General features: G+C 64.9%; 23 protein-coding genes. 11 read left to right on the top strand and 12 right to left on the bottom strand.

What is annotated here, in order from left to right:
- Positions 1-2: 2 nt before the first annotated feature.
- The 5 genes from TZ03_RS14605 to cpaB are packed head-to-tail and all read right to left on the bottom strand — an operon-like array spanning position 3 to position 5,536.
- Positions 3-884, bottom strand: coding sequence for a type II secretion system F family protein (locus TZ03_RS14605; protein ID WP_051098704.1), 882 nt, complete (start codon positions 882-884; stop codon positions 3-5).
- Complete coding sequence (locus tag TZ03_RS14600; RefSeq protein WP_051098702.1) at positions 881-2,137, bottom strand: CpaF family protein; 1,257 nt, start codon at positions 2,135-2,137, stop codon at positions 881-883. The genes TZ03_RS14605 and TZ03_RS14600 overlap by 4 nt, the downstream gene beginning before the upstream one ends.
- Positions 2,134-3,324: a pilus assembly protein gene (locus TZ03_RS14595; RefSeq protein ID WP_051098699.1), complete on the bottom strand. Its 1,191-nt coding sequence runs from the start codon at positions 3,322-3,324 to the stop codon at positions 2,134-2,136. Before TZ03_RS14595 ends, TZ03_RS14600 begins: the two co-directional genes overlap by 4 nt.
- A complete protein-coding gene (locus tag TZ03_RS14590; protein ID WP_051098697.1) occupies positions 3,321-4,580 on the bottom strand; it encodes a type II and III secretion system protein family protein in 1,260 nt (419 codons plus the stop codon). Before TZ03_RS14590 ends, TZ03_RS14595 begins: the two co-directional genes overlap by 4 nt.
- A gap of 17 nt (positions 4,581-4,597) precedes the next feature.
- On the bottom strand, positions 4,598-5,536 hold the full coding sequence (cpaB, locus tag TZ03_RS14585; protein WP_051098695.1) for a Flp pilus assembly protein CpaB: 939 nt from the start codon (positions 5,534-5,536) through the stop codon (positions 4,598-4,600).
- Positions 5,537-5,833: 297 nt separating this feature from the next.
- On the opposite strand from cpaB, the gene TZ03_RS14580 reads away from it, so the two are divergent.
- Both TZ03_RS14580 and TZ03_RS14575 read left to right on the top strand, forming a co-directional pair.
- Complete coding sequence (locus TZ03_RS14580; RefSeq protein WP_051098693.1) at positions 5,834-6,013, top strand: Flp family type IVb pilin; 180 nt, start codon at positions 5,834-5,836, stop codon at positions 6,011-6,013.
- Between the two features lie 49 nt (positions 6,014-6,062).
- Complete coding sequence (locus TZ03_RS14575; protein ID WP_051098690.1) at positions 6,063-6,473, top strand: response regulator; 411 nt, start codon at positions 6,063-6,065, stop codon at positions 6,471-6,473.
- Positions 6,474-6,540: 67 nt separating this feature from the next.
- Here the strand turns inward: TZ03_RS14575 and TZ03_RS14570 are convergent, their stop codons facing one another.
- The 4 genes from TZ03_RS14570 to TZ03_RS14555 form a co-directional block, all read right to left on the bottom strand.
- The gene (locus tag TZ03_RS14570) at positions 6,541-6,888 is read right to left on the bottom strand and encodes an HPF/RaiA family ribosome-associated protein (protein ID WP_051098688.1); all 348 of its coding nucleotides are present in this window, start codon (positions 6,886-6,888) and stop codon (positions 6,541-6,543) included.
- A gap of 271 nt (positions 6,889-7,159) precedes the next feature.
- Entirely contained in the window at positions 7,160-9,484 is a 2,325-nt protein-coding gene (gene fecA, locus TZ03_RS14565; protein WP_051098686.1) for a TonB-dependent Fe(3+) dicitrate receptor FecA, read from the bottom strand.
- Positions 9,485-9,672: 188 nt separating this feature from the next.
- Positions 9,673-10,599, bottom strand: coding sequence for a FecR domain-containing protein (locus TZ03_RS14560; RefSeq protein ID WP_051098684.1), 927 nt, complete (start codon positions 10,597-10,599; stop codon positions 9,673-9,675).
- Complete coding sequence (locus TZ03_RS14555) at positions 10,596-11,090, bottom strand: sigma-70 family RNA polymerase sigma factor (protein WP_051098680.1); 495 nt, start codon at positions 11,088-11,090, stop codon at positions 10,596-10,598. Before TZ03_RS14555 ends, TZ03_RS14560 begins: the two co-directional genes overlap by 4 nt.
- 265 nt (positions 11,091-11,355) lie before the next feature.
- Between TZ03_RS14555 and TZ03_RS14550 the strand changes: the two genes are divergently transcribed.
- From TZ03_RS14550 to TZ03_RS14525, 6 genes are all read left to right on the top strand, one after another.
- Positions 11,356-11,661 carry a DUF3649 domain-containing protein gene (locus tag TZ03_RS14550; protein ID WP_051098678.1) on the top strand — a complete coding sequence of 102 codons (306 nt, stop codon included), beginning with the start codon at positions 11,356-11,358 and terminating at the stop codon, positions 11,659-11,661.
- The gene (locus tag TZ03_RS14545) at positions 11,658-13,232 is read left to right on the top strand and encodes a PepSY-associated TM helix domain-containing protein (RefSeq protein ID WP_051098676.1); all 1,575 of its coding nucleotides are present in this window, start codon (positions 11,658-11,660) and stop codon (positions 13,230-13,232) included. Before TZ03_RS14550 ends, TZ03_RS14545 begins: the two co-directional genes overlap by 4 nt.
- Positions 13,232-13,558 carry a DUF3325 domain-containing protein gene (locus TZ03_RS14540; RefSeq protein ID WP_051098675.1) on the top strand — a complete coding sequence of 109 codons (327 nt, stop codon included), beginning with the start codon at positions 13,232-13,234 and terminating at the stop codon, positions 13,556-13,558. The genes TZ03_RS14545 and TZ03_RS14540 overlap by 1 nt, the downstream gene beginning before the upstream one ends.
- Before the next feature lie 22 nt (positions 13,559-13,580).
- Positions 13,581-14,138 (top strand): RNA polymerase sigma factor, encoded by a 558-nt coding sequence (locus tag TZ03_RS14535; protein WP_177328464.1) that lies wholly within the window; start codon positions 13,581-13,583, stop codon positions 14,136-14,138.
- Positions 14,135-15,118, top strand: a complete 984-nt coding sequence (locus TZ03_RS14530; protein ID WP_051098670.1) for a FecR family protein — start codon at positions 14,135-14,137, stop codon at positions 15,116-15,118. The genes TZ03_RS14535 and TZ03_RS14530 overlap by 4 nt, the downstream gene beginning before the upstream one ends.
- Before the next feature lie 290 nt (positions 15,119-15,408).
- Positions 15,409-17,799, top strand: coding sequence for a TonB-dependent siderophore receptor (locus TZ03_RS14525; protein ID WP_051098668.1), 2,391 nt, complete (start codon positions 15,409-15,411; stop codon positions 17,797-17,799).
- A gap of 111 nt (positions 17,800-17,910) precedes the next feature.
- Here the strand turns inward: TZ03_RS14525 and TZ03_RS14520 are convergent, their stop codons facing one another.
- On the bottom strand, positions 17,911-18,786 hold the full coding sequence (locus tag TZ03_RS14520; protein WP_051098666.1) for a helix-turn-helix domain-containing protein: 876 nt from the start codon (positions 18,784-18,786) through the stop codon (positions 17,911-17,913).
- Between the two features lie 273 nt (positions 18,787-19,059).
- Between TZ03_RS14520 and TZ03_RS14515 the strand changes: the two genes are divergently transcribed.
- Entirely contained in the window at positions 19,060-19,962 is a 903-nt protein-coding gene (locus TZ03_RS14515; protein ID WP_051098664.1) for a DMT family transporter, read from the top strand.
- 134 nt (positions 19,963-20,096) lie between these two features.
- On the opposite strand, the gene TZ03_RS14510 is transcribed toward TZ03_RS14515, so the two are convergent.
- On the bottom strand, positions 20,097-21,071 hold the full coding sequence (locus TZ03_RS14510; protein ID WP_051098661.1) for a 2-hydroxyacid dehydrogenase: 975 nt from the start codon (positions 21,069-21,071) through the stop codon (positions 20,097-20,099).
- Between the two features lie 174 nt (positions 21,072-21,245).
- Entirely contained in the window at positions 21,246-22,193 is a 948-nt protein-coding gene (locus TZ03_RS14505; RefSeq protein WP_051098660.1) for a LysR family transcriptional regulator, read from the bottom strand.
- Between the two features lie 191 nt (positions 22,194-22,384).
- On the opposite strand from TZ03_RS14505, the gene TZ03_RS14500 reads away from it, so the two are divergent.
- Together TZ03_RS14500 and TZ03_RS14495 are read left to right on the top strand one after the other, a co-directional pair.
- Positions 22,385-23,914 (top strand): efflux transporter outer membrane subunit, encoded by a 1,530-nt coding sequence (locus TZ03_RS14500; RefSeq protein WP_051098659.1) that lies wholly within the window; start codon positions 22,385-22,387, stop codon positions 23,912-23,914.
- Entirely contained in the window at positions 23,911-26,088 is a 2,178-nt protein-coding gene (locus TZ03_RS14495) for an FUSC family protein (RefSeq protein ID WP_051098658.1), read from the top strand. The genes TZ03_RS14500 and TZ03_RS14495 overlap by 4 nt, the downstream gene beginning before the upstream one ends.

Raw genomic sequence — 26,088 nt, 5'->3', positions numbered from 1 at the left:
GCTCAGAGGCTCCTCATCATGCGCCACAGGGCCAGGCAGCCAAGTACCTGCAGGGCGAAGGCCAACAGCAGCATCATCTGCCCGCTGCTGTCCTGCCACATGGCCAACAGGTAGTGCGGGTTGACCAGCATGAAGTAACCGACCATGCACACCGGCAAGGCGCCGAGGATTATCGCGGTGACGCGGGTTTCACCGGTCATGGCCTTGAGCTGGCGGCTGCCTTGTTCGTGCTCGCGGATCAGCTTGATCAGGTTTTCCATCAGTTCGCTGGTGTTGCCGCCGTAGTGCTGGTTGATGCGCAAGCCCATGGCGAACAAGCGCAGTTCGTCCTGGCCGTACAGTTCGGCCAGTTCGTTGATCGCGTCGTCCAGCGGTACGCCCAGTTGCACGTTGCGTCGCACCCGGACCATGGCCGAATGCAGCGGCTCGCGGGCACTGTCGATGCCACCGAGCACTGCATCATTGAGGGTTCGCCCGGCCTTGAGGCTGCGCACGCTATAGTCCAGCAGCGCGGGTAGCTGCTCCACAAGCTGCCGTGCGCGCTGGCGGCAAAGCCAACTGAGGATGAGATAAGCGAGCACCGGCAGCCCTGTCAGCACCATCAAGCCCGCTAGCCAACCCGCTCCGATCAGTGCCAGCAGCACCAGGCCCAGCCAGGCGAGGAGCCAACGCTGCGGTTGCCAGTCGCCTGCGCCAAGCCCCGCACGCTGCAACAGCGGCTCGAGCCAGTCGCGCCGGGCGTTGCTGTTGCTTGCCAGCTGCAAGGCACGCCCCAGGCGCTGGAGAATCCGCTCTTCGCTGCGTTTATACAGGCCCAGGCGCAACAGCACCAAGGAAACGCCCAGCAACAGGGGCGCCAGTGCCAGCAGCAGTGGGCCGATCACTGCCCACCTTCATGGCGCAGCTTGCTGCCCGCCGGGTGTGGCGCCTCGCGCACGAAAACTTCGCCGCCGCGGCGATCGAGGCGGAACAGGGTATTGGTCACATACACGTCGTCGCGCACGCCAACCACTTCGAGTACTTCGCTGACGCAGCGGCGGCCATCGGGCAGGCGGGTCAGCTGGATCACCACATCCAGCGCCGCGCAAACCATCTGTCGCAAGGTTTTCTCGGCAATTTGCCGCCCGCTCAGGCCAACCAGGGTTTCCAGCCGCAGCAGTGCATCCTGTGCGGTATTGGCGTGCACCGTGCTCATCGAGCCATCGTGGCCAGTGTTCATGGCGGTGAGTACGTCGAGCACTTCGGTGCCGCGGATTTCACCCAGCAAGATGCGGTCCGGGCGCATGCGCAAGGCGTTGCGGATCAGCTCGCTGGCCTTGATCTCGCCGTGTCCCTCGGCATTCGGCGGGCGGGTTTCCAGGCGCACCACGTGGGGGTGATGCAGTTGCAGTTCGGCGATGTCTTCGATGGTCACCAGGCGCTCACGCGGGGCAATCATCTGGCTGAGGATGTTGAGCAGGGTAGTCTTGCCGGTGCCCGTGCCGCCACTGACCAGAATATTGCAGCGCCGGCCAACGGCGCGCTCGAGGAAATCGAAAATGTGCTGGTCGATGGCGCGGGTCGCGAGCAGGTCGGCACTCTTGAGCATGTCCTGGCGGAACTTGCGGATCGACAGGCACGGGCCGTCGAGCGCCACGGGCGGGATGATCGCATTGACGCGGCTGCCATCGGGCAGGCGGGCATCGACCATCGGCGAGGATTCGTCCAGGCGCCGCCCCAGCGGGGCGAGGATGCGTTGCATGACCCGCTCGACGTGATGGGCGTCGATAAAACGCAGGTCGGTCTGTTGCAACTGCCCGGCCCGTTCGACGAATACCCGATGCGGCCCATTGACCAGGATCTCGGTGACGCTTGCATCACGCAGCAGCACCTCCAGCGGCCCGAACCCAGTCAGCTCGTCGACCAGCTCCTCGGCCAGGCGCTCCATTTCGTAACGTGACAACGCCAGGCGCAGGCGCGCGACATAGTCGCCGACCTGTTCCAGGACGAATTGGGTCAGCGCCGGGCGCGTGCCCTCCAACAGGTTGCGGCCGCTGTCTTCGATGGCGTCGATAGCGAAGCGGTGCAGCGCGCGCTTGAGCGCATAGGGGTCGCCCGAGGCATGCTGCTGGCCGCCGAACGGCTGGTCGCTGTTCATTTGCTGCCCCACAGCTTGCGCAGCCAGGTGAAGCCCGCTGGCGAAAGGGTTTCCGAACGCTGCGCCAGCCGCTCACCCAAACCGCGCAGGGCTTGTGTCAGGTTTTCCCGCGGGGCCAGTTCGAACAGGCTCAGGCCCTGGTTCTTCACGTTCAGGCGCACCTCGGGGCTGTCGGGCATGACCTTGAGCAGCGGCAGGCCGTAACGCTTGGCCAGGCTCTCGGCGTCCGGTGCGACGTGGCTCAGGTAACGGTCCACCAGCAGGCTGGCGTGCTCCAGCTTGATGCCATGATCACGCCACAGCTCCAGCACTTCGAGGTTGCGCCGGCAATCGAGGATGTTCTGGTCGGTGTAGACGATGAGCTTGTCGCAGTGGCTGACGATAGTGCGCAGGGCCTCGCTGTCGGCATGCCCGGTGAGGTTCACGACGATATGCTGGAAGTGCTGGCGCAGTGCGCTGAGCAGCATGTACAGCTCGGCGGGGCTGGTCAGTTGCAGCGGCTCGTCGCTCACGGCGCAGGTCAGCAGGCGCAGGCCCTTCTTGTCGCGGGTGAAGGCACTGTCGATCAAGGTGGTGTCGAGCCGGCGTAGATGGCGCAGCGCATCGCCGAAGTAGAACGACGCTTCCAGCCCGAGCAGGGCCAGGCTGTCGCCACGTGGCATGCCCAGGTCGAGCAGCAGGGTCTGTTGGCCGCTGTCCTGTATCACCCGCGCCAGGTGCGTGGTCAACAGCGCACCGTCGGCACTGCTCTGTACGCCATACAACACGGTCAGGCCGCCCAGGCTGGGGTTGCTGGTGACGGTTGGCATGCGCTTGCCGAGGCGCCGCACCAGCCCGGCCACTTCACTGGCGCGCGAGCCATAGGCGACGAAATCGCGGGCGCCGGCGCGCATGGCATGCAGCACCAGCTGGTTGTCCATGCCATCGCCCAGGGCGACGATCGCCAGCATCGGCTTGGCTTCCAGGACACCCTCGATCAGCGCGCACTGGTTGACCAGGTGGTCACGGTCCAGGCCGATGAAAACCAGCGTGGCGAAGGTCGCGTTGACCAGCGCCAGCAACTCGTCGAGGCTGCCGCCACTGGTACCGATCACTTGGCCCTGGGGGGCCAGCGCGGTCTGCAGCCACTGCAGGTCCTCTTCGTTGCGGGTGATACCAAGGAAGGTCTGGTTGAGGCTCTCGTTCATCGTGATAACCCGCTTTGCCCATCGAAGTTGCCGTTTTCCATGAAGAACAGCCGGCCCCAGCTGGGGTCGTAGGTGCGCAACCCTTCGCCTGGCAACTGCGGCAGGCGGGCATTGGCGGCAAGTGGCTGCACCAGGTGCGGGGTGACGATCATCAGCAACTCGGTCTCCTCACGCACCAGGGCCGATTGCCGAAAGAACGCACCAAGGATCGGCAGGTTGCCCAGCCCGGGGAGTTTGTCCACGGCCGAACGGGTGTTGTTGCCGACCAGGCCGCTGATGATGAAGCTCTCGCCATCGGCCAGGGAAATACTGGTATCGGTGCGCCGCACGCTTAGCCCCGGCACGCGAGTGCCGGCGATGGTCACCGCGTTGGTGTAGTCGAGTTCGCTGACTTCCGGAGCGACCTTCAGGGTGATGCGGTCGCGGCTGATCACGGTCGGCGTCAGCGCCAGGCGTACCCCGAATTCCTTGTACTCGATCGAGACGTTGTCACTGCCCGAGCTGGGCACCGGGATGGGGATTTCGCCACCGGCCAGGAAGCTTGCGGTCAGGCCGCTGAGCACGGTGAGGCTTGGGCGCGCCAGGGTGTAGGCGAAGCCGCTGTTCTCAAGGGCGTTGATGGCCGCGAGGAAGCGGCTGCTGCCGCCACCCCAGACGATGTTGAACACACCGTTGTCGAGCGGGATTGCCGGGGGCGCGATCGGTACCGCGCCCGGTCTCACCGAGGTGCCTGGAACGGTACCTGGCGAGCCGATCAGGCTGTTGTTCGAGCCGCTGAAGAACAGCCGGGCGCCGGCCTCCATGTACTTGCTGCGGCGTACTTCGACGAAGCGGATGTCAGCCTGCACCTGGCTGGGCAACTGGGCATCCAGCGACGGCGGCAAGCTGTTCTCGGCCATGTCGGCACTGGCCTGGCCCTTGACGAACAGCATGGCCCGGTGTGGCTCGGGCGCGCAGGCCGTCCACAGCATGAGTGTGGTATTGCCCTGGCCCACGGCGGTCACCAGCACCGCGCGCTCGCCGCTGGCTTGCACGTCGGCGACCTTGGGGTCGCCGATGGCGGCTCGGCTGATCGCCAGCGGCAGGCGCAGCTCTTGCTGCAGGCCTTGGTCCATTTCAATGACCGAGGGCAACTGCTTGTAGGCTTCGCAGGTTTTGCTGGCGGCATGGGCCAGTGGCAAGAGTGCAGCCGTCAGCACGGCAAGGCACACCTGGCTGAGTAATCGTCGAGAACTGCAACGCTCGGAACTACGCATACTGCATCCTTGCCTTGTCAGGGGGTTTTTGGGGCGTTGGTGGCCTGGGCGCCACGAATGATCTGCATGCCCGCAACGGCAGGGCTGTGGGCAGGGTTGGCCAGTGGGGCCTGGGACAATTGGCTGAAGCGGTAGAGCTCACGCTTGATGCTTTCTACCTGCGGTTGGGTATCCGGCTCTGCCCAATAGCGCGCCAGCCGCTGTTCATCGGCGCTGCGCACGGCCAGGCGCAAGGTGCCGACCTGGGCCGCCAGCAGCAGGCGGCTCGCCAAGGTTTCGGGTACCGCCAGGACTACGGTGCGGGTGGCTGTAAGGCTGTTTGCCTGCGCGCGGCGGGCCTTCTGCTCTTCGGCGGTCTGTGCTGGCCGGCCGTCATTGGCCAGGCCAAGTTGCTCGCCGACGCTGAGCACACGCAGGGCTGGCAACACGACCTGGGCAGAGGACTGCGGGTTGTTGGCCTCTTCACGCAGAAACACCAGCACGTCAACGTAGTCACCTGGGTGCATTTGCCCGGCAGCACCGACCACCTCGTCCACGCCCACGGCAACGGCGCGCTCGTGGACCCGGATCATCCGCGCCAGCGGCCCACCCGCCTTGAAGCTCGATTCATCCAGCCAGTTGCCCGCGGCGAGAGGCCTGGCGCTGGCGCGGCCCACCACCTGGTCGATGGCCTGGTATGCCCCGCTAGGTACCACCTGCAGGCGCTCGACGATGACGTCGTCCTCGGTTACCGGGGTATTGGCCGGCAGCGCCTTGCGCAGCACAACGATCGGCGAGCGCTGAGGTTCGGGCGCCTGCGGGGCAGGAGCGGCCATCACGACGCTAGGCTGCTCGGTGGTGTTGACGACGGGTACAGGTGGCGGGGCAGGGCGGCTCAGCACGAAACCCCAGTAGCCAGCCAGTAGTGCCCCGAGGAGGAAAAGCGCAGCCAGGAACATGGTCAAGCGACTGCTCATCTATGGCCTCCCTGCACTCATCGAATAGTGGCAAAAGGGTACTATTTCGCTATTACACGGTAGCGCAGCCATTGCCGTTCGCCATGAGCACAGGGCTTTTTTTGTTGTTTCGGGCGGGTATCCAATGAAAACAGTCTTTTACTGAATTCATTCGTTATTAATACTTTGTGATTAGTCTTATAGAGCTAATACTTTCTTACATTTGCAGACGGCTCAGGCTCGGCGATTCTTTGATGGCATATTGGAGTCACTTTGACACCATTTGACGTCGGCGCTGTCGCCGCAAGGAGCTGGGTCATGTTGCTTAAACTGGTCATCCTTCACTGCAAGAATTTCCTGCAGCGCAAAGATGGGGCTTCCGGTATCGAGTACGCGGTCATCGCGGCGATGGTCGCAGTGGTGCTGGCGGGCTTTGTTGACGATATCTCCGGCAGTATCGACACGATGTTCGACACAATAAGCAAAAGCTTGTCTTAAGCGAGGCACTTCGGTGTAGGCCATTGATCAGGATGAACAGGAGTCAAACATGCAGAACGCTCCCTCGCGTCAGCAGATTCTCTTGGTGGATGACGAGGAAGACGTCCTGCTCGAGCTGGCCGAACTTCTGGAGGGTGAAGGCTTCTGCTGCCATACCGCCGGGTCGGTGAAAGCCGCCCTGCAACTGCTCACTCGCTATCCGGATATTGCCGTAGTCATCACCGACCTGTGCATGCCGGAAGAAAGCGGCCTGGGTTTGATCAAGCGCCTGCGCGACCACACGTTCCGTCAGCATCTTCCGGTGATCGTCATGTCCGGCCATGCCGACATGGATGCTGTCAGTGACCTGCTGCGCTTGCAGGTGCTGGAGTTCTTCCGCAAGCCCATCTATTACGCGCGCCTGCTGGAAACATTGGACAACCTGTTCCCGCAACCTTTGCTGCAGGCAGTGGAATACTGACCAGGCTTTACCTTGCGCATACGAAAACGCCCGGCATTTGCCGGGCGTTCTTGCTTGCTGGCGTGGATCAGGCGTCTGGGTCACTCAGTTCCAGAGCGCCGCGCTTGCTGCGCAGCTTGCCGTAGAAGTGTTCCAGCGCGTGGTTCAGCTTGGCGGCTGCGCCATCGACTGCCTGGTCCAGCGAAGTGGCGGTGTGGGTCACGGAAATCGGTTGGTGGCCTTTGGGGCGAGCCTCCATCTGGCAGCGTTTGTCATGCGGTCCGGGCTTGGCGCCGTTCTCGTCGCGCAGGTGGACCTCGATACGGGTGAGGTCCTCTTCGTAACGTTCCAGCGAGTTCTGCAGTGTGCTGCGGACCCACTGGTCGAGCCGGGCGTTGCTTTCGAAATGGTTGCTGCTGTTGACCTGGATTTGCATGATTCAATCCTTATTCAGCTTGCTCGCATGGAGACGCGCCTAGGCCCTTGAGACCCTTGGAATTTCTGCGCCTCTTGACTCTAAGGTCAGGCAACCGAGCAACGAATTCAAGCCCTTTTTGAAAATAAATTTCTTGTTGCAGATGGGGCCGCTGTGCGGCCCATCGCAGGCAAGCCAGCTCCCACAGGTACAGCGCAGCCCTTGAGACTGGCGCAGTACCTGTGGGAGCTGGTTGCCTGCGATGGGCTGCACAGCAGCCCCATTCAATTGGTCAGAACTCCACCGACGTCTGCACATACAACGTACGCGGTTCACCCACGTACTTGCCCTTGTTGTTGTCATCGTAAGAGCGCGTGTAGTACTCGCGGTTGAACAGGTTCTTCACTCCCACCGCCACCTTCAGGTTCGACAACTGCGGGCCAAAGTCGTACCCGGCGCGGGTGCTGACCAGCATGTAGCCAGGAATACGCCCGGTGCTGCCATCGGCACTTTCCGTGCTGGTGTTGGCGTTGTCGGCGTACTGGCTGCTCTGGAAGCTGCTGTCCAGGTTCAACTGCCAGGGCCCTTCGGTGTAGGCCACGCCCAAGGTGCCCTTGTGCCGCGACGAGAACGGCACCTGGTTACCCTTGTTCGGCCCGTCCTCGCGGATGGTGGCATCGACGAACGCATAGCTGGCATGCACGTCGAAGCCGGCCAGGGCCGGGCTCAGGCCGTCCAGTGCGTAGCGGACGCTGGTCTCGATACCCTGGTGGCGGGTTTCGCCACGGGCGATCACCGAATCGTTGGTCTGGTTGCTCTCGTACTGGTTGTCGAAGTTGATCAGGAACGCGCCGATCTCGGCCTGCAGGTCGCCGTTGTCGTAACGGGTACCGACTTCCCAGGTGCGGGCCTTTTCCGGTTTTACTTCGCCGCTGCTGACCCGGTTGGGCATCTGGCTGTACTGCACGCTGCCGAACGAGCCTTCGGTGTTGGCGTAGAGGTTCCAGCTGTCGGTCAGGTGGTACATCACGTTAAGTGCCGGCAGCGCGGTGTTGTAGCTGCCCTGGTAGCGCTGGCCGTTGAGCTTGTTGCTTTGCTCGGAGTCGATCATCTCGTAGCGCACGCCCGGGGTGATGGTCCAGCGGCCGATGTCGATGCGGTCATCGAGGTAGATGGCGTGGGCTTCGGTACTGCCGCGAGTGTCGCGGTCGTTGCGGCTGGCAGTGGTCGGCAGGTCGCCATTGAGCGGTTCGCGGAAGCGCAGTTCGTGGCCGGCCTCGTTGACGTAGCGGTAGCCGATACCCAGCTCGTGCCAGCTGTCGCCCAGCGCCACGCCCTGCGAGAAGCGGGTTTCGAGGCCGCGCACCCAGTACTCGCGCGGCGACAGCGAAACGAAGCTGCCTTGGTCCAGGTAGCCGCTGCGCAGGGTCTTGGTGAAGAAGCTGTTGACGCTGAACTGGCGGTCGTCCTGCTTGTAGTCGTAGCCGAAGTTGAACAGGGTACGGCGGCCCCAGAACTTGTCCTTTGGGCGCGTCGACTGGTACGGGTCGGCAGCGAAATCGGCGGTGCTCAGGCCGCCGGGCATGTCGGCCTCGCCCTCGTAGTACTGGGCCATGGCGTGCAGGCTGTTGGCTTCGTCGAGTTGCAGCTTGCCCTTGAGGATCAGGTCGTCGATCTGAGTGTCGCTGTGCTCGCGCCAGTCACCACCGCGGGTGCCGGAGTAGAGCAGGGCGCCGCCCAGGCCGTTGTCATTGGTGCCGCCGACCAGCAGGTTGGCGCTGTTCTTGAAACCGTCGTGGCTGGAGGACGGGCTGATCTGGTTTTGCATGGCGGCCTTGAACGTAGCCTGCTCAGGGATCGCCCGGGTGACGAAGTTGACGATGCCGCCGACGTTCTGCGGGCCATAGCGCACCGCGCCGCCGCCGCGCACCACATCCACGGCGTCCATGTTGCCCATGCTCAGCGGGGCCAGCGACAGCTGCGGCTGGCCATACGGCGCGAAGGGCACCGGGATGCCGTCCATCAGTACGGTCGAACGCGAGGCCAGGCGTGGGTTGAGGCCGCGGATGCCGAAGTTCAGTGCCAGGTCGTGGCTACCGGTGCCGTTGTTGTCGGGGGCGTTGACCCCGGGGATGCGGTTGAGTACCTCGCGGGCGGTGGTGGCGCCGTTGCGCTCGAACTCTTCACGGCGCACCACGTCGCGGGCGCCGGGGTGTTCGAACACATTGTCCTGTTGCGCTTCGGCCAGCCAGTCGCCGACCACGGTGGAGGCGCCAAGCTCGACTGCGGCACCTGCGGTGGGGCTGGCGACGGGCTGCAGGCTGAAGGCGTTGTCGGTTTCCTGCCGCGCCTGCAGGCCGCTGCCGCGCAGCAGCGCGTCCAGGCCCTGGCGCACGTCGTACTGGCCGTCCAGGCCTTGGGTGTCGATGCCCTGGGTCAGTTGCGAGCCGAACGAGATCAGCGCACCGCTTTCGCGGCCGAACTGGTTGAGGGCTTGTTCAAGCGAGCCGGCGGCGATGTGGTAAGTGCGGGTTTCGGCGTGGGCGGCGGGCATGGCCAGGCCGAGGCTGGTGGTGAGCAGCAGGGCGTGGATGAAGGGGCTGGGGCGCAACGGCATGGGGCGGGTCCTGTAAAGAGGGGTTCTGCCATGTCTGTCACGCGAGGCTGGGAAAATGGCTCAGTCGATTGAAAAAATGTTGTCTGTACCGGCCTCATCGCCGGCAAGCCAGCTCCCACCTCGACCAGATTGGCCTCAAGCCCTGTGCAGTACCTGTGGGGCTTGCCGGCGATGAGGCCAGGCCTGCTTCAGCTGATTTTGGGCTCCACTGTCACCCAGTACCGGGTAAATCGCCGCACCCGCACAGGCAGCGCCACCTCCAGCATTTGCAAAATGCGCTCGCTGTCATCCAGCGGATACGACCCGGAAATGCGCAAGTCGGCGACCCGTTCGCTACACCCCAACTGCCCATGGCGATAGCGCCCAAGCTCGGCGAGAAAATCCGCCAGGCGCATCTGCGACGCCACCAGCATGCCGTCGACCCAGGCCGCCACATTACGGTCGAGCGCCGAGACCGAGCGCCAAGCGCCCGTGAAGCGTGCCTGTTGCCCGGCCAGCAGCGGCTGGCCGCCTGCACTGGCAGCCCCCTCGAACACCGACACCAGGCTGTAGCCGTCGAACTGGCGCACGTTGAAGCGCCCGCCGTCCAGGCGTAGCGCGCCCTCACCGGTACGCAACAGCAAGGGCCGTGCATCGCTGGCCACCTGCAGCGCCAGTTCGCCTTCGAACAGCCGCACCAAGCGCTGCTGGCTGTCGAAGCGCACGTCGGCGGCACTGCGGGTGTTGAGTTGCAGCACGCTGCCGTCGGCCAGCGGCAGGCGCCGACGTTGGCCGACCGGGCTGCGGTAGTCGGCCATCAGCCCGGGCAATGTGCCGTGTTGTTGCAGGCCAAGCCCGGTGGCACTGGCCACGCCCACCAGCAGCAAGGCCTTGAGCGCCCGCCGCCGGGCCGGCGAGTGCGGGGCTTGCAGCGTCGCGTGCACCACCGGCGATGACACACCGCGCAACCGTTGGTTGACCTGCTGGATATGGGCCCAGGCCCGCTGGTGTTCCTGGTCGGCTTGCAGCCAGTGTTCCAGCGCCAACTGTTGCACCTGGCCGAAATCATCGCCCTGGGACTCGATCAGCCAATGCACGGCCTGCTCCGCCACCTGCGGGGAAAACGTGGCGTTCACAGGGCGAAATAGCAGCGCATGGCCGCCTTGCTCAGGTAGCGCTTGACCGTGGCCAGCGAAATGCCCAGCTCGCGGGCGATTTCGCCCTGGCCCAGGCCATCGACCTGGGCCAGCAGGAAGGCGCGTTTGACCAATGGGGGCAGGCCGTCCAGCAGGCTGTCGAGTTCCAGCAGGGTCTCGAAGATGAGCGCCTTCTGCTCCTCGCTCGGCGCCACCTCTTCTGGCACCTGTGCCAAGGCCTGCAGGTAGGCGCGTTCCAGTTCCTGGCGGCGGAAGTGGTTGCACAGCACGCGCTTGGCGACGGTGGCGAGGAACGCACGTGGCTCGACCAGCTGTGGCGCTTCGCGGGCCTGGAGCAGGCGCAGGTAGGTGTCCTGGGCCAGGTCGGCGGCACTCTGCGGGCAGCCCAGGCGGCGACGCAGCCAGCCGGTGAGCCAGTTGTGATGGGCGTGGTAGAGGCCTTCGACCGTGGAAGAGAGCGCGCTGGGCACCGTGATACTCCGGCGCTATGCAGCGCAACTGGTAGTAAGAATTGTTCGCATTATATTGAGTGGCCGATCTCTCGGCAATGTCGCCTGGCCCTATCGCCGGCAAGCCAGCTTCCACAAGTACCCCGCAGCCTTCAGGCCTTGTGCAATCCCTGTGGGAGCTGGCTTGCCCGCGATAGGGCCAGAACAGGCAACCTATCGTCCAGCCTTTGCTTGTGAGAATTGAAATCATTATTATTGCAGCCCCGCAAACGCCCGGACCTTCGCCATGATGCGCAAAACCGCCGGCCTCCCGCTCAGCTATCGCCTGGCCGTGACCTCTCGCAGCCTGGCTGCGCTGCTGGGCGGCTACCTGCTGGCGTCCATGGCCAGCGTCTGCATTGCCCTGGTAGCGCCGCTGCCAAAGGTCGATGCCACGCTCTCCGGCCTGCTGCTTTCGTTCGTCTTCTACCTGCTGGCATTCATCTGGTGCTTCGCCTGCCGCAGTGCCTGGCGCGCCTGGCTGGGCGTACTGGCGCCAAGCCTGCTATTGGGCATGATCAGCGCAATCGCCTACTGGATGAAAAACCCATGAAAGAAGGCTTCCGCCAGGCCATGGCTTGGCTGCACACCTGGACCGGCCTGATCTTTGGCTGGCTGTTGTTCGCCATCTTCCTCACCGGCACGCTGTCGTATTTCAAGGAAGAAATCACCCACTGGGCGCAGCCCGAAGTGCGTAGCCATGCCCTGGACCCGGCACATAGCCTGGAGATGGCCCAGCATTACCTGCAGGACAATGCCGGGCATTCGGGTACCTGGTTCATCCGCATGCCCAACGAGCGCGAGGCCGCCCTGAGCGTGGGCTATCGCGACCCCAATGGCGGGCCGCGCGGCTTCGTCAGCAAGACCCTCGATACCCAGACCGGCCAGCCGGTGGAGGCGCGCGACAGCCGCGGTGGCGAGTTCTTCTACCGCTTCCACTTCCAGCTGCAGATGCCGTACCCCTTCGGCCGTTGGCTGTCGACCTTCTGCGCCTTGATCATGCTGCTGGGGCTGGTCACCGGCATCATCACCCACAAGAAGATCTTCAAGGAGTTCTTCACCTTCCGCCCAGGCAAGGGCCAGCGCTCCTGGCTGGACGGGCACAACGCCATCGGCGTGCTGGTGCTGCCGTTCCACCTGATGATCAGCTACAGCAGCCTGGTGCTGTTCATGTACATGGTGATGCCCGCGGGCATCATGGCCAGCTATGGCAATGACACCGACAAGTACTTCAACGACCTGTTCGGCCGCGACGATGCGCCCAAGGCAGCCCAGGTAGCCACGCCGCTGGTGGCGCTGCCGAGCCTGTATGCCAAGGTCCAGGAGCTGCAGCCGGGCGCCCGCATCGGCAACATCCAGGTGCAGAACCCGGGTGACAGCAATGCCCGCGTCACCTTCGCCCAGTCGGCTGCCGACCACGTGGCCTACCGGCGCAGCGCCAACTGGACCTTCGATGGCGCCAGTGGTGCGCTGCTGAGCCAGGGCAAGCCGGAGAGCGGGGCAATGATGACCGCCTTCAGCTTCGCCGGCCTGCACATGGGCAACTTCGCCGGCCCCTGGCTGCGCTGGCTGTACTTCTTCTTTGGCGTGGCCGGTACCGCGGTGATCGGTACCGGGCTGGTGATGTGGCTGGGCAAGCGCCAGCTCAAGCACGCCAAGAGCGAGCGCCTGCCGGGCGAACTGCGCCTGGTCGAGGTGCTCAATATCGCCAGCATGAGCGGCCTGCTGCTGGCGGTGGCGGGCTTCTTCTGGGCCAACCGTTTGGTCCCGGTGGGTGTCGAAGGCCGCGCCGACTGGGAGATCAACGCCTTCTTCATCGCCTGGGGCCTGTCGCTGCTACATGCCGTGCTGCGCAGCGGGCGCCGGGCCTGGGGCGAACAACTGGCGCTGGGCGCGCTGGCCTTTGCCTTGCTGCCGCTGCTCAACGGCCTGACCACCGGCCAGGGCCTGAACCATTCGCTGCCGGCGGGTGACTGGGCCATGGCTGGCTTCGACCTGACGGCGCTGGGCACCGGCCTGTTCCTGGCCTGGCTGGCCGGCAAGATGCTGCGCCGCCCAAAGCCTGTGGCCAAGCGCCCGCGTGCGGCAAAAAAACCGAGCACTGAAACGGCAGAGGCAAGCTGATGCTGGGGAACGCATTGATCGCATTCGCGGGTTTCGTCGCCCTGTGCCTGGCCATGGAAAAACACTTCAGCGATTTGCTCGGGCGCAAGCCTCGCCGCGGGCAGTTGCGTGTGCTGCGCGCCGCTGGCTGGTTGCTGCTGGTGCTGTCGCTGGTCCTCAGCGTGCAGTTGCGTGGCTGGGCCCATGGCCTGGTGGAGTGGACGGCGGTGATGATGGCCGGGGTGACCCTGTGGGTGTTCGGCCTGCCGTACCAGCCCCGCCTGCTGCTGGGCCTGGCCGCCGCCAGCGTGGTGCTGGGGCCGCTGCTGGCCGTGTTCGCTGGGTGAACCTGTGAGCGAGCCGGTAGACATGAGCGAGCCCGACGCCGAGGGCGGTAGTGGGCGTGCGCGTTTCGTCCAGGTGTTCATGGCCCAGCGGGCGCGCATGGAGGCGCTGGTAAGCCGCCGGGTCGGTTGCCGCGCCACGGCATCGGACCTGGTCCAGGAGCTGTTCCTGCGCTTCTGGCGCCGCCCCGAGGTCAAGGTCGAGGCGCTGGACACCTACCTGTTGCGTTGCGCCGGTAACCTGGCCATCGACCACTTGCGCAGCGAGGGCAGTCGTGAGCGGGTGGCCGAAGCTGCGTCGCCGGTGGATGAAGCGGCCATGGCCCAGGCGCCGGAACAGGCCCTGGAGGTCGACCACGATTTGCAGCGCATCGAGGCCGCCTTGCGCGCCTTGCCTGAACGCACCCGGCAAATCTTTTTGCTCAACCGCATCCACGGCTGCAAGTACGGCGAGATCGCCAAAGCCATGCAACTGTCCCAGAGCGCCGTGGAAAAGCATATGATGCGCGCCCTCGAAGCGTGCAAGGCGAGTGTTGCCGAACCCGCGTCCACCCCACGCCGGCCAGGGAGTGCCCGTCGATGAGCCGTTTACCTCCAATCACCGAGGCGCAAGCCCAGGCCGCCCTGCAATGGCTCAGCCGCATCAACGAGCAGCCCGGGCAAGCCGAGGGTGCGGCGTTCAAGCGTTGGTTGCTGGCCGACCCGGGGCACCGGGCAGCCTACGCCCAGGCCCAGGCACTGTGGCACAAGAGCGCCGCCCCGGCGGCACGCTTGGCCGACGAAGAACGTGAAGGCCTGCAACGCTATCTGGATGCCATGGCCAGGCCGCCGGGCAGGCGCCCGTGGCGCCAGCGGCTGGCCGCGCTGGCGGTGGCTGCCTGCCTGGTGCTGGCTTTGGGCGTTGCCGGTGGTTGGCATCCGGGGTACTGGCTGCAGGACCTGCAGGCCGACTACAGCAGTGCCGGGCAGGTTCGCCAGGTAACCCTGGCCGACCAGTCGCAGGTGACACTGGATGCGGGCAGCGCTATTGCGGTCGACTTCGCCCAGGGCGAGCGCCGCGTGCGGTTGTTGCACGGTGCGGCGTTCTTCCAGGTTGTGCGTACCGGTGAGCCGTTCCTGGTCGAGGCGGCCGGTGGCGAGGTGCGGGTGCTCGGCACCCAGTTCGAGGTGCGCGAGCAGGGCGATGGCGCCCAGGTCACGGTGCGTAGCGGGCGGGTGGCGGTGAGCCCGGTGCAGGGAATGGTCGCGCGTGAGTTGACGGCCAACCAGCAAGTGGCCTACGCCGCAGGCCGGGTGGGCGAGACCCTGGCGGTGGACAGCGACAACCGCCTGGCCTGGCGACAGGGCTGGCTGAATTACTACCAGGTGCCGCTGGCACAGGTGGTCGAGGACCTTGGGCGTTATTACCCGGGGCGTATCCTGTTGCTCGATGGTGAGTTGGGGCAGCGCAAGGTCAGCGGCAGTTTCCCGCTGGCCGAGCCGTTGCTGGCGCTGGATTCGCTGGGCAAGGTGATGGGCTTTTCGCGGCAGACCGTGTTGGGGCGGTTGACGCTGATCCGGTAATTACCTGCACCGGCCTCTTCGCGGGCTTGCCCGCTCCCACACAGGCCGCGTCGCGCTTACGAATTGAGTTCTCTGCGCGACAGCGCAGCCCATAGGGCTGGGTGATCTCCCACAGGGACTGCACAAGTTTCGAATACGGTGCAGTACTTGTGGGAGCGGGCAAGCCCGCGAAGAGGCCGGTGCAGGAAAAATAATTTGAGGCAACGGGTGAGGTAACAGGACGTGGCATCCGTGTAATGAGTGGAAGTGCGATTGATTCGCAGTCATATCCCTCTCACAGGTCAGCGTCCATGAAGTTCACCCCGCGTTGCGTCCCTCTCTGGCTAAGCCTTGCTGTGTTCCCGGCCGTGGCTGTCGTCCCCCTGGCCAGCGCCGCCGAGCAGGTGCAGGCCTACACCTTCGCCCAGCCGGCTCAGCCCCTGGCCCAGGCACTCAATGCGTTCAGCCGGACCACTGGCCAGAGTGTGGTCTACACCCTCGAGCTGGCAGGTGTGCAGGCCCCGGCTTTGAATGGCAAGTACAGCGCCGAACAGGCCTTGCAACAGTTGCTGGGTACCTCCGGGCTGGCGTGGCGCCGCGTCGATGCACGCACCCTGACCCTGGAAGCGGTGGACACCTCCGCAGCCCTCAACTTGCAGGCCACCACCGTCACCTCGCAACTGGACGACTACAGCTACCAGCCCCCGGCCACAGCTTCGATCATGCGCGGCCAAGGCCCGAGCCAGGACATCCCCCAGGCGATCAATGTGGTCCCGGCACAGGTCATCCGCGACCAGGCACCGCGCAACCTCGACGACGCCCTGACCAACGTCAGCGGCATCACCCAGGGCAACAACTTCGGCGGCACTGCCGACACCGTGATGAAGCGCGGCTTCGGCGATAACCGCGACGGCTCGATCATGCGTGATGGCATGCCCATCGTGCAGGGCCGCAGCCTCAACGCCAGCACCGAGCGGGTCGAAGTGCTCAAGGGGCCGGCCTCGCTGCTGTACGGCATCCAGGACCCGGGCGGGGTGATCAACGTGGTCAGCAAGCGTCCGCAACTGCAGCAGTACAACGCCCTGAGCGTGCGCGGCTCGACCTACGGCAGCGGTAAGAACGGCAGTGGCGGCGGCTTCGACAGCACCGGCGCGCTGGGTGACAGCAATTTCGCCTACCGCCTGGTCGTCGACCATGAGGACGAGGACTACTGGCGCAACTACGGCGTGCACCGCGAATCGCTGGTGGCACCCTCGCTGGCCTGGCTGGGCGAAGACACCCAGGTGGTACTGGCCTATGAGCACCGTGAATTCCTCTATCCCTTCGACCGTGGCACGGCGTTCGGCAGTGACGGCCACCCGCTCGACATACCGGCAACACGGCGCCTGGATGAGCCGTTCAACGACATGGAAGGGCGCTCCGACTTGTACCGCCTGGAGGTCGACCACCAGTTGGATGACGCCTGGAAGCTGCACTTCGGCTACAGCTTCAACCGCGAAACCTACGATGCCAGCCAGGTCCGCGTCACTGGCGTGAACGAGGCCAAGGGCACCTTGACCCGCAGTATCGACGGTACCCACAACGCCATGAGTCGTGACCAGTTCGCTACCTTGAGCCTCAGCGGTAAAGTCGAGCTGGCGGGCCTGCAAAACGACCTGCTGTTCGGCATCGACCACGAAGACCGCAAGATCTTTCGTGGCGACCTGATCCGCCAGACCGCGCAGTCCACGTTCAGCTACGTGAACCCGGTCTACGGCCAGGAAGTGGAAGGCAGCACGGTACGCGCCAGCGACAGTGATCAGACCGACAAGCTGCGTACCGACGCGATTTTCCTGCAGGATGCACTGCACTTGGACGAACACTGGATTCTGGTAGCCGGTGCACGCTTCCAGCAATTCGACCAGTATGCCGGCCGCGGTCGCCCATTCAAGGCCAACACCGACAACAGCGGCCAGGCCTGGGTGCCGCATGCCGGCATCGTCTACAAGGTCGATGAGCAGCTGTCGTTCTATGGCAGCTACAGCGAGTCGTTCAAGCCCAACTCCAGCATTGCGCCGTTGACCGGCGGGCTGGTGCTGGATTCATCGGTGGCGCCGGAGGAGGGCAAGTCCTGGGAGCTGGGTGCCAAGCTCGACATGCCGGGCAGCCTGACCGGTACCCTGGCGTTGTTCGACATCACCAAGCGCAACGTGCTGGTCGCCAACTTCGACAGCGGCACCGGTGAGACGCTGTACAGCAACGCCGGTGAAGTCAATTCGCGCGGTGTCGAGCTGGACCTGACCGGGCAGCTCAGCGAGCGCTGGAGCCTGATCGGCAGCTATGCCTACACCGATGCCAAGGTGACCAAGGACCCGGACCTGAAGGGCAACCGGCTGCAGAACGTGGCCAAGCACAGCGGCTCGTTGTCGGCAGTGTATGACTTCGGCAGCCTGTTCGGCGGCGACCGCCTGCGCTTTGGCGCCGGGGCGCGTTACGTGGGCGAGCGGGCCGGCAATGCGACTAATACCTTCGACTTGCCGTCCTATACTGTGGCCGATGCGTTTGCCAGCTATGAGACCAAGCTCGACGAGCACAATGTTCGGCTGCAACTGAACGTGAAGAACCTGTTCGACAAGGTGTACTACAGCTCGGCGGTGAACCAGTATTTCGTGGCCATCGGGGATGCGCGGCAGGTGAGCCTTTCGAGTACTTTCGAGTTCTAGAGAGCTGGGGCTGCTTTGCAGCCCTTCGCGGGCAAGCCCGCTCCTACAAGGGTTACGCGATTCCCTGTAGGAGCGGGCTTGCCCGCGAAGGGCCGCAAAGCGGCCCCAATTTCAAGAATTGAAGGCCAAACGAAACGCCCCCGGCGTTGCCCCAATCGCCTGTCTGAACCGGTTGCTGAAATGACTGGCACTGGCAAACCCGCACAACAGGGCAATCTCCCCCAGCGGCATCATCCCCACCCGCAACAATTGGCAAGCCCGGTGCAGCCGCCGGGCCAGCAGGTACTGGTGCGGCGGCAACCCGAAACTGGCGCGGAACATGCGCGCAAAGTGGTATTCGGACAGATTGCAGCGCAAGGCCAGCTCGCCCAGGGTGATGGGCTGGTCCATATGCGCCTCGATGTAGTCGACCAGCTGCCGGCGCAGGTTCGGCGCCAGCCCGCCTTTCAGGCGCAGGCCCTGGCGCAGGCCAACCTGGCTGAGCAGCGCATGGTCGACGATCTCCTGGGCCAGGCTGCTGGCCAGCAGGCGCTCGGCGGGTTCGTCCCAGTCCAGGGTGACCAGTTGGCGAAAGCGCGTGGCTTGCTGCGGGTCGTCGAGAAAGGTCGCCTCCTGCAGTTGCAGTTCACGCGGTTCACGGTCGAGCAGGCGAACGCAGCCCAAGGCGAACTGCGCCTCGCTGACATACAGGTGCGCCAGGCGGATCGCGCCATTGACCACCCAGTTCGATTCCTGCCCGGCCGGCATGATGCATAGCTTGTTCGGCGCGCCCTTGTCGGCCGGGCGTTGGCGGCGGAAGGTGCCGGTGCCGTCGGCGATGTAGCACGACAGGGTGTGATGGCTCGGGGCCTGATAGTCGCGGGCATCGTCGCGGTTGCTCCACAACGCCGCCGCCAGCCCGTCGCCCAGGTGCGCGCTCAGCTCCAGCCGGGCGTGGGGCGAGGCGTGCATGGCGTTGAACACTTGCAGCTGGGTGAGTGGAGTCATGGGCGGTTCCTCTGAGGCCCATCCTACTGCGCCTTGGGCTGGCTTACAGCCACCGGCGGGACAAATGCGCAAGTTTGTGCAAGCGCAAAGTGTCGGGCAGGGCAAACACTGATTGCATTGGCGAGGGCTGTGCCCTCGATCGCCGGCAAGCCAGCTCCCACAGGTACAGCGCCCAGCTTGAGGGTGACGCTGTACCTGTGGGAGCTGGCTTGCCGGCGATGGGCCGCACAGCGGCCCCGGGTTGTATGGTCGATCGCCTGAGGAGCCCCACTGATGAACCTGTCACTCTACCTGCTCACCGTCCTGATCTGGGGCACCACCTGGATTGCCCTGAAACTCCAGCTGGGCGTGGTCGCCATCCCGGTCTCGATCGTCTACCGCTTCGCCCTGGCCGGCCTGATCCTGTTCGCCTTCCTGCTGCTCACCCGCCGTCTGCAGCCGATGAACCGGCGTGGCCACCAGATCTGCCTGGCCCAGGGCCTGTGCCTGTTCTGCGTCAACTTCATCTGCTTCCTCAGCGCCAGCCAGTGGATCGCCAGCGGCCTGATCGCCGTGGTGTTCTCCACCGCCACCTTGTGGAACGCGCTCAATGCGCGGATCTTCTTCGGCCAGAAAATCGCCAGCAATGTGCTTGGCGGCGGGGCCCTGGGCTTGCTTGGCCTGGGCCTGCTGTTCTGGCCGGAGCTATCGCACCACGCGGCCAGCCGTGAGACCTTGTACGGCCTTGGCCTGGCCCTGCTTGGCACGCTGTGCTTCTCGGCCGGCAACATGCTCTCGAGCATGCAGCAGAAGGCCGGGCTCAAGCCGATGACCACCAACGCCTGGGGCATGGTCTACGGGGCAGCGATGCTGGCGGTGTTCTGTGTGGTCAGTGGCGTGCCGTTCAGCATGGAATGGAACGCGCGGTATATCGGCTCGCTGCTGTACCTGGTGGTGCCGGGCTCGGTGATTGCCTTTACCGCCTACCTGACCCTGGTCGGGCGCATGGGGCCGGAGCGGGCGGCGTACTGCACGGTGTTGTTCCCGTTGGTGGCGTTGAATGTATCGGCGGTGGCCGAGGGCTATCAGTGGACGGCACCGGCCTTGCTCGGGCTGGTGGCGGTGATGGCGGGCAATGTGCTGGTGTTTCGCAAGCCCCGGGCCAAGGTGACTGGGGGGGTTGTGGTTGCCAAATAGGTGATGGGTTGCCTGCACTGGCCCTTTCGCGGGCAAGCCCGCTCCTACAAGGGACGCGCAGGCGCCTGATGGCCTCGCACACGTGTAGGAGCGGGTTTACCCGCGAAGAGGCCGGTGCAGGCAATACAGGCCTATCAGCCCTTCCACACCTGCGGGTTCACCAGGTCCCGCGGCCGCTCACCCAGCAGCGCCGCACGCAGGTTGTCCATCGCCCGGTTGGCCATGGCCTCGCGGGTTTCGGCAGTGGCCGAGCCAATGTGCGGCAGGGTCAGGGCATTGGGCAGCTTGAACAACGGCGAGTCGCTCAGAGGCTCTTTCTCGTACACATCCAGGCCGGCACCGCGAATGGTGCCGTTCTGCAGTGCTTCGATCAGTGCCGCTTCGTCCACCACCGGCCCGCGGGCGATGTTGATCAGGAACGCGCTCGGCTTCATCAGCTTCAGCTCGCGGGTGCTGATCAGCTTGCGGGTGGCATCGGACAACGGCACCACGATGCACACGAAGTCGGCTTCGGCCAGCAACTGCTCCAGGCTGCGGAACTGGGCGCCCAGTTCTTGTTCCAGCGCGGCCTTGCGGCTGTTGCCGCTGTACAGGATCGGCATGTTGAAACCGAAGTGGCCACGGCGTGCCACGGCGGCGCCGATGTTGCCCAGGCCGACGATACCCAGGGTCTTGCCATGCACATCGCTGCCGAAATGGGCCGGGCCCACGGTGGCCTGCCAGTTGCCGGCCTTGGTCCAGGCATCCAGCTCGGCGGTGCGGCGGGCGCAGCCCATGATCAGCGAGAAGCCCAGGTCGGCGGTGCTTTCGGTGAGCACGTCGGGGGTGTTGGTGAGGGCGATGCCGCGTTCGTTGAAGTAGTCCAGGTCATAGTTGTCGTAACCGACCGAAACGCTGGATACCACCTCGAGCTTGGCTGCACCTTCGAGCTGCGCCCGGCCCAGCTTGCGGCCAACGCCGATCAGGCCGTGAGCCTCGGGCAGGGCTTCGTTGAACTGGGCGTTGATGTCGCCGAGCTTGGGGTTGGGCAGGATCACGTTGAAGTCTTGCTGCAGGCGCTCGGCCATGGCCGGGGTGATACGGCTGAAGGCCAGGACGGTCTTTTTCATCGGGCTACTTCTCTGCAAGGCGGTGGTGGCTGTAGTGGCCTCTTCGCGGGCAAGCCCGCTCCTACAGGGGACGCGGTTCCTTGTAGGAGCGGGCTTGCCCGCGAAAGGGCCAGGGCAGGCGAAATCAATGGTTAGCAACCTACCATTGTCCACCACCGTAATGCAGCATGTTTCTCAGTTGGCGATCAGCACCTGATGGGTTTTCAGGTCCGCCTCATGCGCCGCGAGGATTTCCGGCAGCGAGTTGCGCAGGTATTCGACCCAGGTCTTGATCTTGGCATCCAGGTATTGCCGCGACGGGTAGATGGCATACAGGTTCAACTCTTGCAGGCGGTACTCGGGCAGTACCCGCACCAGGCTGCCGTCACGCAGGCCGTCGATGGCCGAATAGATCGGCAGCACACCCACGCCCATGCCACTGCGGATCGCTGTCTTCATGGCATCGGCAGTATTGACCATGAACGGCGAACTGGTGATGTTGACCATCTCCTGGCCTTCCGGGCCGTCGAACAGCCACTTTTCCAGCGGGATCACCGGGCTGACCATGCGCAGGCAGGCATGCTTGAGCAGGTCGGCGGGCTCGTGCGCCACGCCGTGGCGGGCGATGTAGGCGGGCGAAGCGCAGACGATGCTGTAGGTGATGCCCAGGCGCTGCGACACGAACCCCGAGTCGGGCAGCTCGGTGGCCAGCACGATGGACACGTCATAGCCTTCGTCGAGCAGGTCGGGCACGCGGTTGGCCATGGTCAGGTCGAAGGTCACGTCCGGGTGCGATTCGCGGTAGCGGGCAATGGCATCGACCACGAAGTGCTGGCCGACCCCGGTCATCGAATGCACCTTCAACTGCCCGGCCGGGCGGGCATGGGCGTCGCTGGCCTCGGCCTCGGCTTCTTCGACGTAGGTAAGAATCTGTTCGCAACGCATCAGGTAGCGCTTGCCGGCTTCGGTCAGCGCAATGCGGCGGGTGGTGCGGTTGAGCAGCCTTGTTTGCAGATGGGCTTCCAGGTTGGAGACCGCCCGCGACACGTTCGCGGTGGTCGTATCCAGCTGCGCCGCGGCAGCGGTAAAGCTGCCTAGCTGCGCTACGCAACTGAAAGCACGCATGTTTTGCAGGGTGTCCATGGGTCACTCTCGATGTAGAGGACGAAATTGTGTCACGAAGTAACGTAAAAAAGATGAAAAGCTGCCTTCGACCAAAGGCGGATTATCGCTGTTTTGGTAACAAAGATTCGCAGGAATCTGCGCTTATCGCCAGTGCTACGGCCCCCTAGAATTGCCCGGCCCCTTCACCTCTTCCTCGGGAAATCGCAGCTGTGCCGCGTCGCATCATCAGAACGCTCAATGCGTTCAGTGCCTGTGCCCTTGCCCTCACCTTGAGCGGCTGTATCGGAACCTGGGGCATTGCCCCGCAAAGCAAGACGCTGCAAGCCAACACGCTAACCACCGACGCGGCCATACGCGAAGCCGCCAGCGACGCCCACTGGCCCGACCAGCAGTGGTGGCATGCCTATGGTGACCCACAACTGGACCGCTGGATCGCCCTGGCCCTGGCCGGCAGCCCAAGCCTGGCCATGGCCGCCGCACGGGTGCGCGAAGCCAAGGCCATGGCCGGCGTGGTCGAGTCGTCGGAAAAGCTCCAGGCCAATGGCCAGGCCACGCTCAAACGCCACAACTGGCCTGAGGACCAGTTCTATGGCCCTGGCGCGCTGTCCGGTGCCAACACCTGGGACAACGACGCCGCCATCGGCTTCAGCTACGCCCTCGACCTGTGGGGCCGCGAACGCAACGCCAGCGAGCAGGCCGTGGACCAGGCGCACATGAGTGTGGCCGAAGCCCGCCAGGCGCAGCTGGAGCTGCAGAACAACCTGGTGCGCGCCTACATCCAGCTGAGCCTGCACTTCGCTCAGCGCGATATCGTCAAGGCTGAGCTGGAACAGCAAGAGCAGATCCTGGCCCTGGCCAAGCGCCGTCTGGATGCCGGTATCGGCACCCACTTCGAAGTCAGCCAGGCCGAAGCGCCGCTGCCGGAAACCCATCGCCAGCTCGACAGCCTTGACGAAGAAATCGCCCTGACCCGCAACCAGCTGGCCGCCCTGGCTGGCAAGGGCCCAGGGGAGGGTGCGCAGTTGCAGCGCCCGACCCTGGCCCTGGCGGCACCGCTGAAACTGCCGTCGAACTTGCCTGCCGAACTGGTCGGCCAGCGCCCCGACGTAGTCGCCAGCCGCTGGCAGGTGGCCGCCCAGGCGCGTGGCATCGATGTCGCCCATGCCGGCTTCTTCCCCAACGTCGACCTGGTCGGCAGCCTGGGCTTCATGGCCACCGGTGGTGGCCCGCTGGAATTCCTCACCGGGCGCAAGTTCAACTACAACGTCGGCCCGGCCATCAGCCTGCCGGTTTTCGACGGTGGCCGCCTGCGCTCGCAACTGGGTGTGGCCTCGGCTAGCTATGACATGGCCGTGGCGCGTTACAACCAGACCGTGGTCGGCGCGCTGAAGAACATCTCCGATCAGCTGATCCGCCGCGAGTCGATGAAAGAGCAGTCGCACTTCGCCGCCGAGTCGGTGGCTGCCGCGCAGAAAACCTACGACATCGCCATGGTCGCCTTCCAGCGTGGCCTTACCGACTACCTCAACGTGCTCAACGCACAGACCCTGCTATTCCGCCAGCAACAGGTGCAGCAACAGGTGCAGGCCGCCCGCCTGATCGCCCATGCCGAGCTGGTCACTGCCCTGGGCGGCGGCTTGCAGGCCGGCCAGGATGTGCCTGACGAACAACGCCAGGCCGCGCCGAAGACTCCGGCCACCCTGGCCATTTTCGACAAGCAGCCGGAAAACGCCGAATGAGCACTTCCAGTTTGCCCGTGCGCTGGCTGCAGAGCCTGGAATGGCGCCGGGGCTTCTTTGCCTGGGCGCGTACCGACGGGGTGACCTGGGTGTACATCTTCAAGGTGCTGGCCGCGGCGTTCATCACCCTGTGGCTGGCCATGCGCCTGGAACTGCCGCAGCCGCGCACGGCGATGATCACCGTGTTCATCGTCATGCAGCCGCAAAGCGGGCATGTGTTCGCCAAGAGCTTCTACCGGGTGCTCGGCACCCTGGCCGGCTCGGCGATGATGGTGGCGCTGATCGCCATCTTCCCGCAGAACACCGAGCTGTTCCTGCCCAGCCTGGCGCTGTGGGTGGGCCTGTGCTCGGCCGGTGCCATGCGCTACCGCACCTTCCGTGCCTACGGTTTCGTGCTGGCCGGCTATACCGCGGCGATGATCGGCCTGCCGGTGCTGCAGCACCCCGACCAGGCGTTCATGGCGGCGGTATGGCGGGTACTGGAAATTGCCCTGGGCATTCTTGTATCGACCTTCGTCAGCGCCGCGATCCTGCCGCAGTCGGCCAGTGCCGCCATGCGCAACGCCCTGTACCAGCGCTTTGGCGTGTTCGCCGGGGTGGTGGTCGAGGCCTTGCGCGGTGACAGCCAGCGTGACCGTTTCGAAAGCAGTAACGTGCGCTTTATCGCCGAGGCGGTGGGCTTGGAGAGCCTGCGCAACGTCACCGCCTTCGAAGACCCGCACATGCGCCGCCGCAGTGGCCGCCTGGTGCGCATGAACAGCGAGTTCATGGCCATCACCACGCGCTTCAATGCCCTGCACCGCTTGCTGGAGCGCCTGCGGGCCCGTGGCCCGTTGCAGATCGTCAGTGCCATCGAACCGGGCCTGAATACGCTGGTGGAGCTGCTGCAGCCCTACGTGGGGCGGGCGTTGACCGACGCCGATGCATTGCGCCTGACCCTGGAGCTGGCCGCCTACAAGGAAGGCCTGCAAGCCCAGGTGCGTGGCCTGCGTGCCGAATACCTGGCGACCGACCCCAGCGCGGCCGACCAGCTCGACTTCCACACCGCGTTCGAGCTGCTGTACCGCTTCGTCGACGAGATGTACAGCTACGCCGAGACCCACGCCTCGCTGGCCGCGCACAAGCACGAACGCGAGCAGTGGGACGAGCCCTACGTGGCGCAGACCAGCTGGCTGGTGTCGCTGGCCGCTGGTGTGCGCGCCTCGGCAGTGCTGTTGCTGCTGGGCAGTTACTGGCTGCTCAGCGACTGGCCCAGCGGCGCCATGATGACCCTGATCGCCACGGTCACCGTGGGCCTTTCGGCCGCATCGCCGAACCCCAAGCGCATGTCGTTCCAGATGGCTTGCGGCACGGCCATCGGCGCCTTCGTCGGCTTCTTCGAAACCTTCTTCGTGTTCCCCTGGATCGACGGCTTCCCGCTGCTGTGCATGGTGCTGGCGCCGGTGTTCGTGCTCGGTGCGTTCCTTTCGTCGCGCCCGGCCTATGCTGGCTATGGCATAGGCCTGCTGGTGTTCTTCGCCATCGGCTCGGTGCCGAACAACCTGACCGTGTATGACCCGTACACCTTCATCAACGACTACATCGGCATGGTCATCGGCATGTTCGTCTGCGCCGCCGCCGGGGCGATCATCCTGCCGCCCAACAGCCGCTGGCTGTGGAGCCGCCTGGAGCAGGAACTGCGCGAGCAGGTGCTGTTCGCCATCAGCGGCCGCCTGCGCGGCATCGGCACGGCTTTCGAAAGCCGCACCCGCGACCTGCTGCACCAGGCCTATGGCCTGGCGGCCGGCAAGCCGCAGGTGCAGAGCCAACTGATGGGCTGGATGTTCACCGTGCTGGAAATCGGCCACGCCGTCATCGAGCTGCGCAAGGAACAGGCCCGCGCACCGGTGCACCCGGCCTATGCCGAGTCGCAGCCGTGGCGCCAGGCGATCCGCGTCATGGGCCGTGCCCTGGCGCGGTTGTTCCTGCAGCCCAGCGCCAGCAACCACGAACGCGCCCTGGTGGCGGTGGACCATGCCATCGCCCGCGTGCAGGCCACCGACGAACCGTTCGCCCGGCACTTCGACACCTCGGTGCTGCGCCGTGCGCAAAGCTACCTGCACTTTATCCGTTCTTCCCTGCTCGACCCACAGTCGCCGTTGGCACCGGCGAAAGGACTGCACCATGTTCCGTGA

The sequence above is a fragment of the Pseudomonas sp. 10-1B genome, assembly GCF_000935045.1.
Classification (GTDB): domain Bacteria; phylum Pseudomonadota; class Gammaproteobacteria; order Pseudomonadales; family Pseudomonadaceae; genus Aquipseudomonas.
Note: the sequence above shows the minus strand (reverse complement) of the source record. Positions and strands in the feature narration are given on the sequence as shown.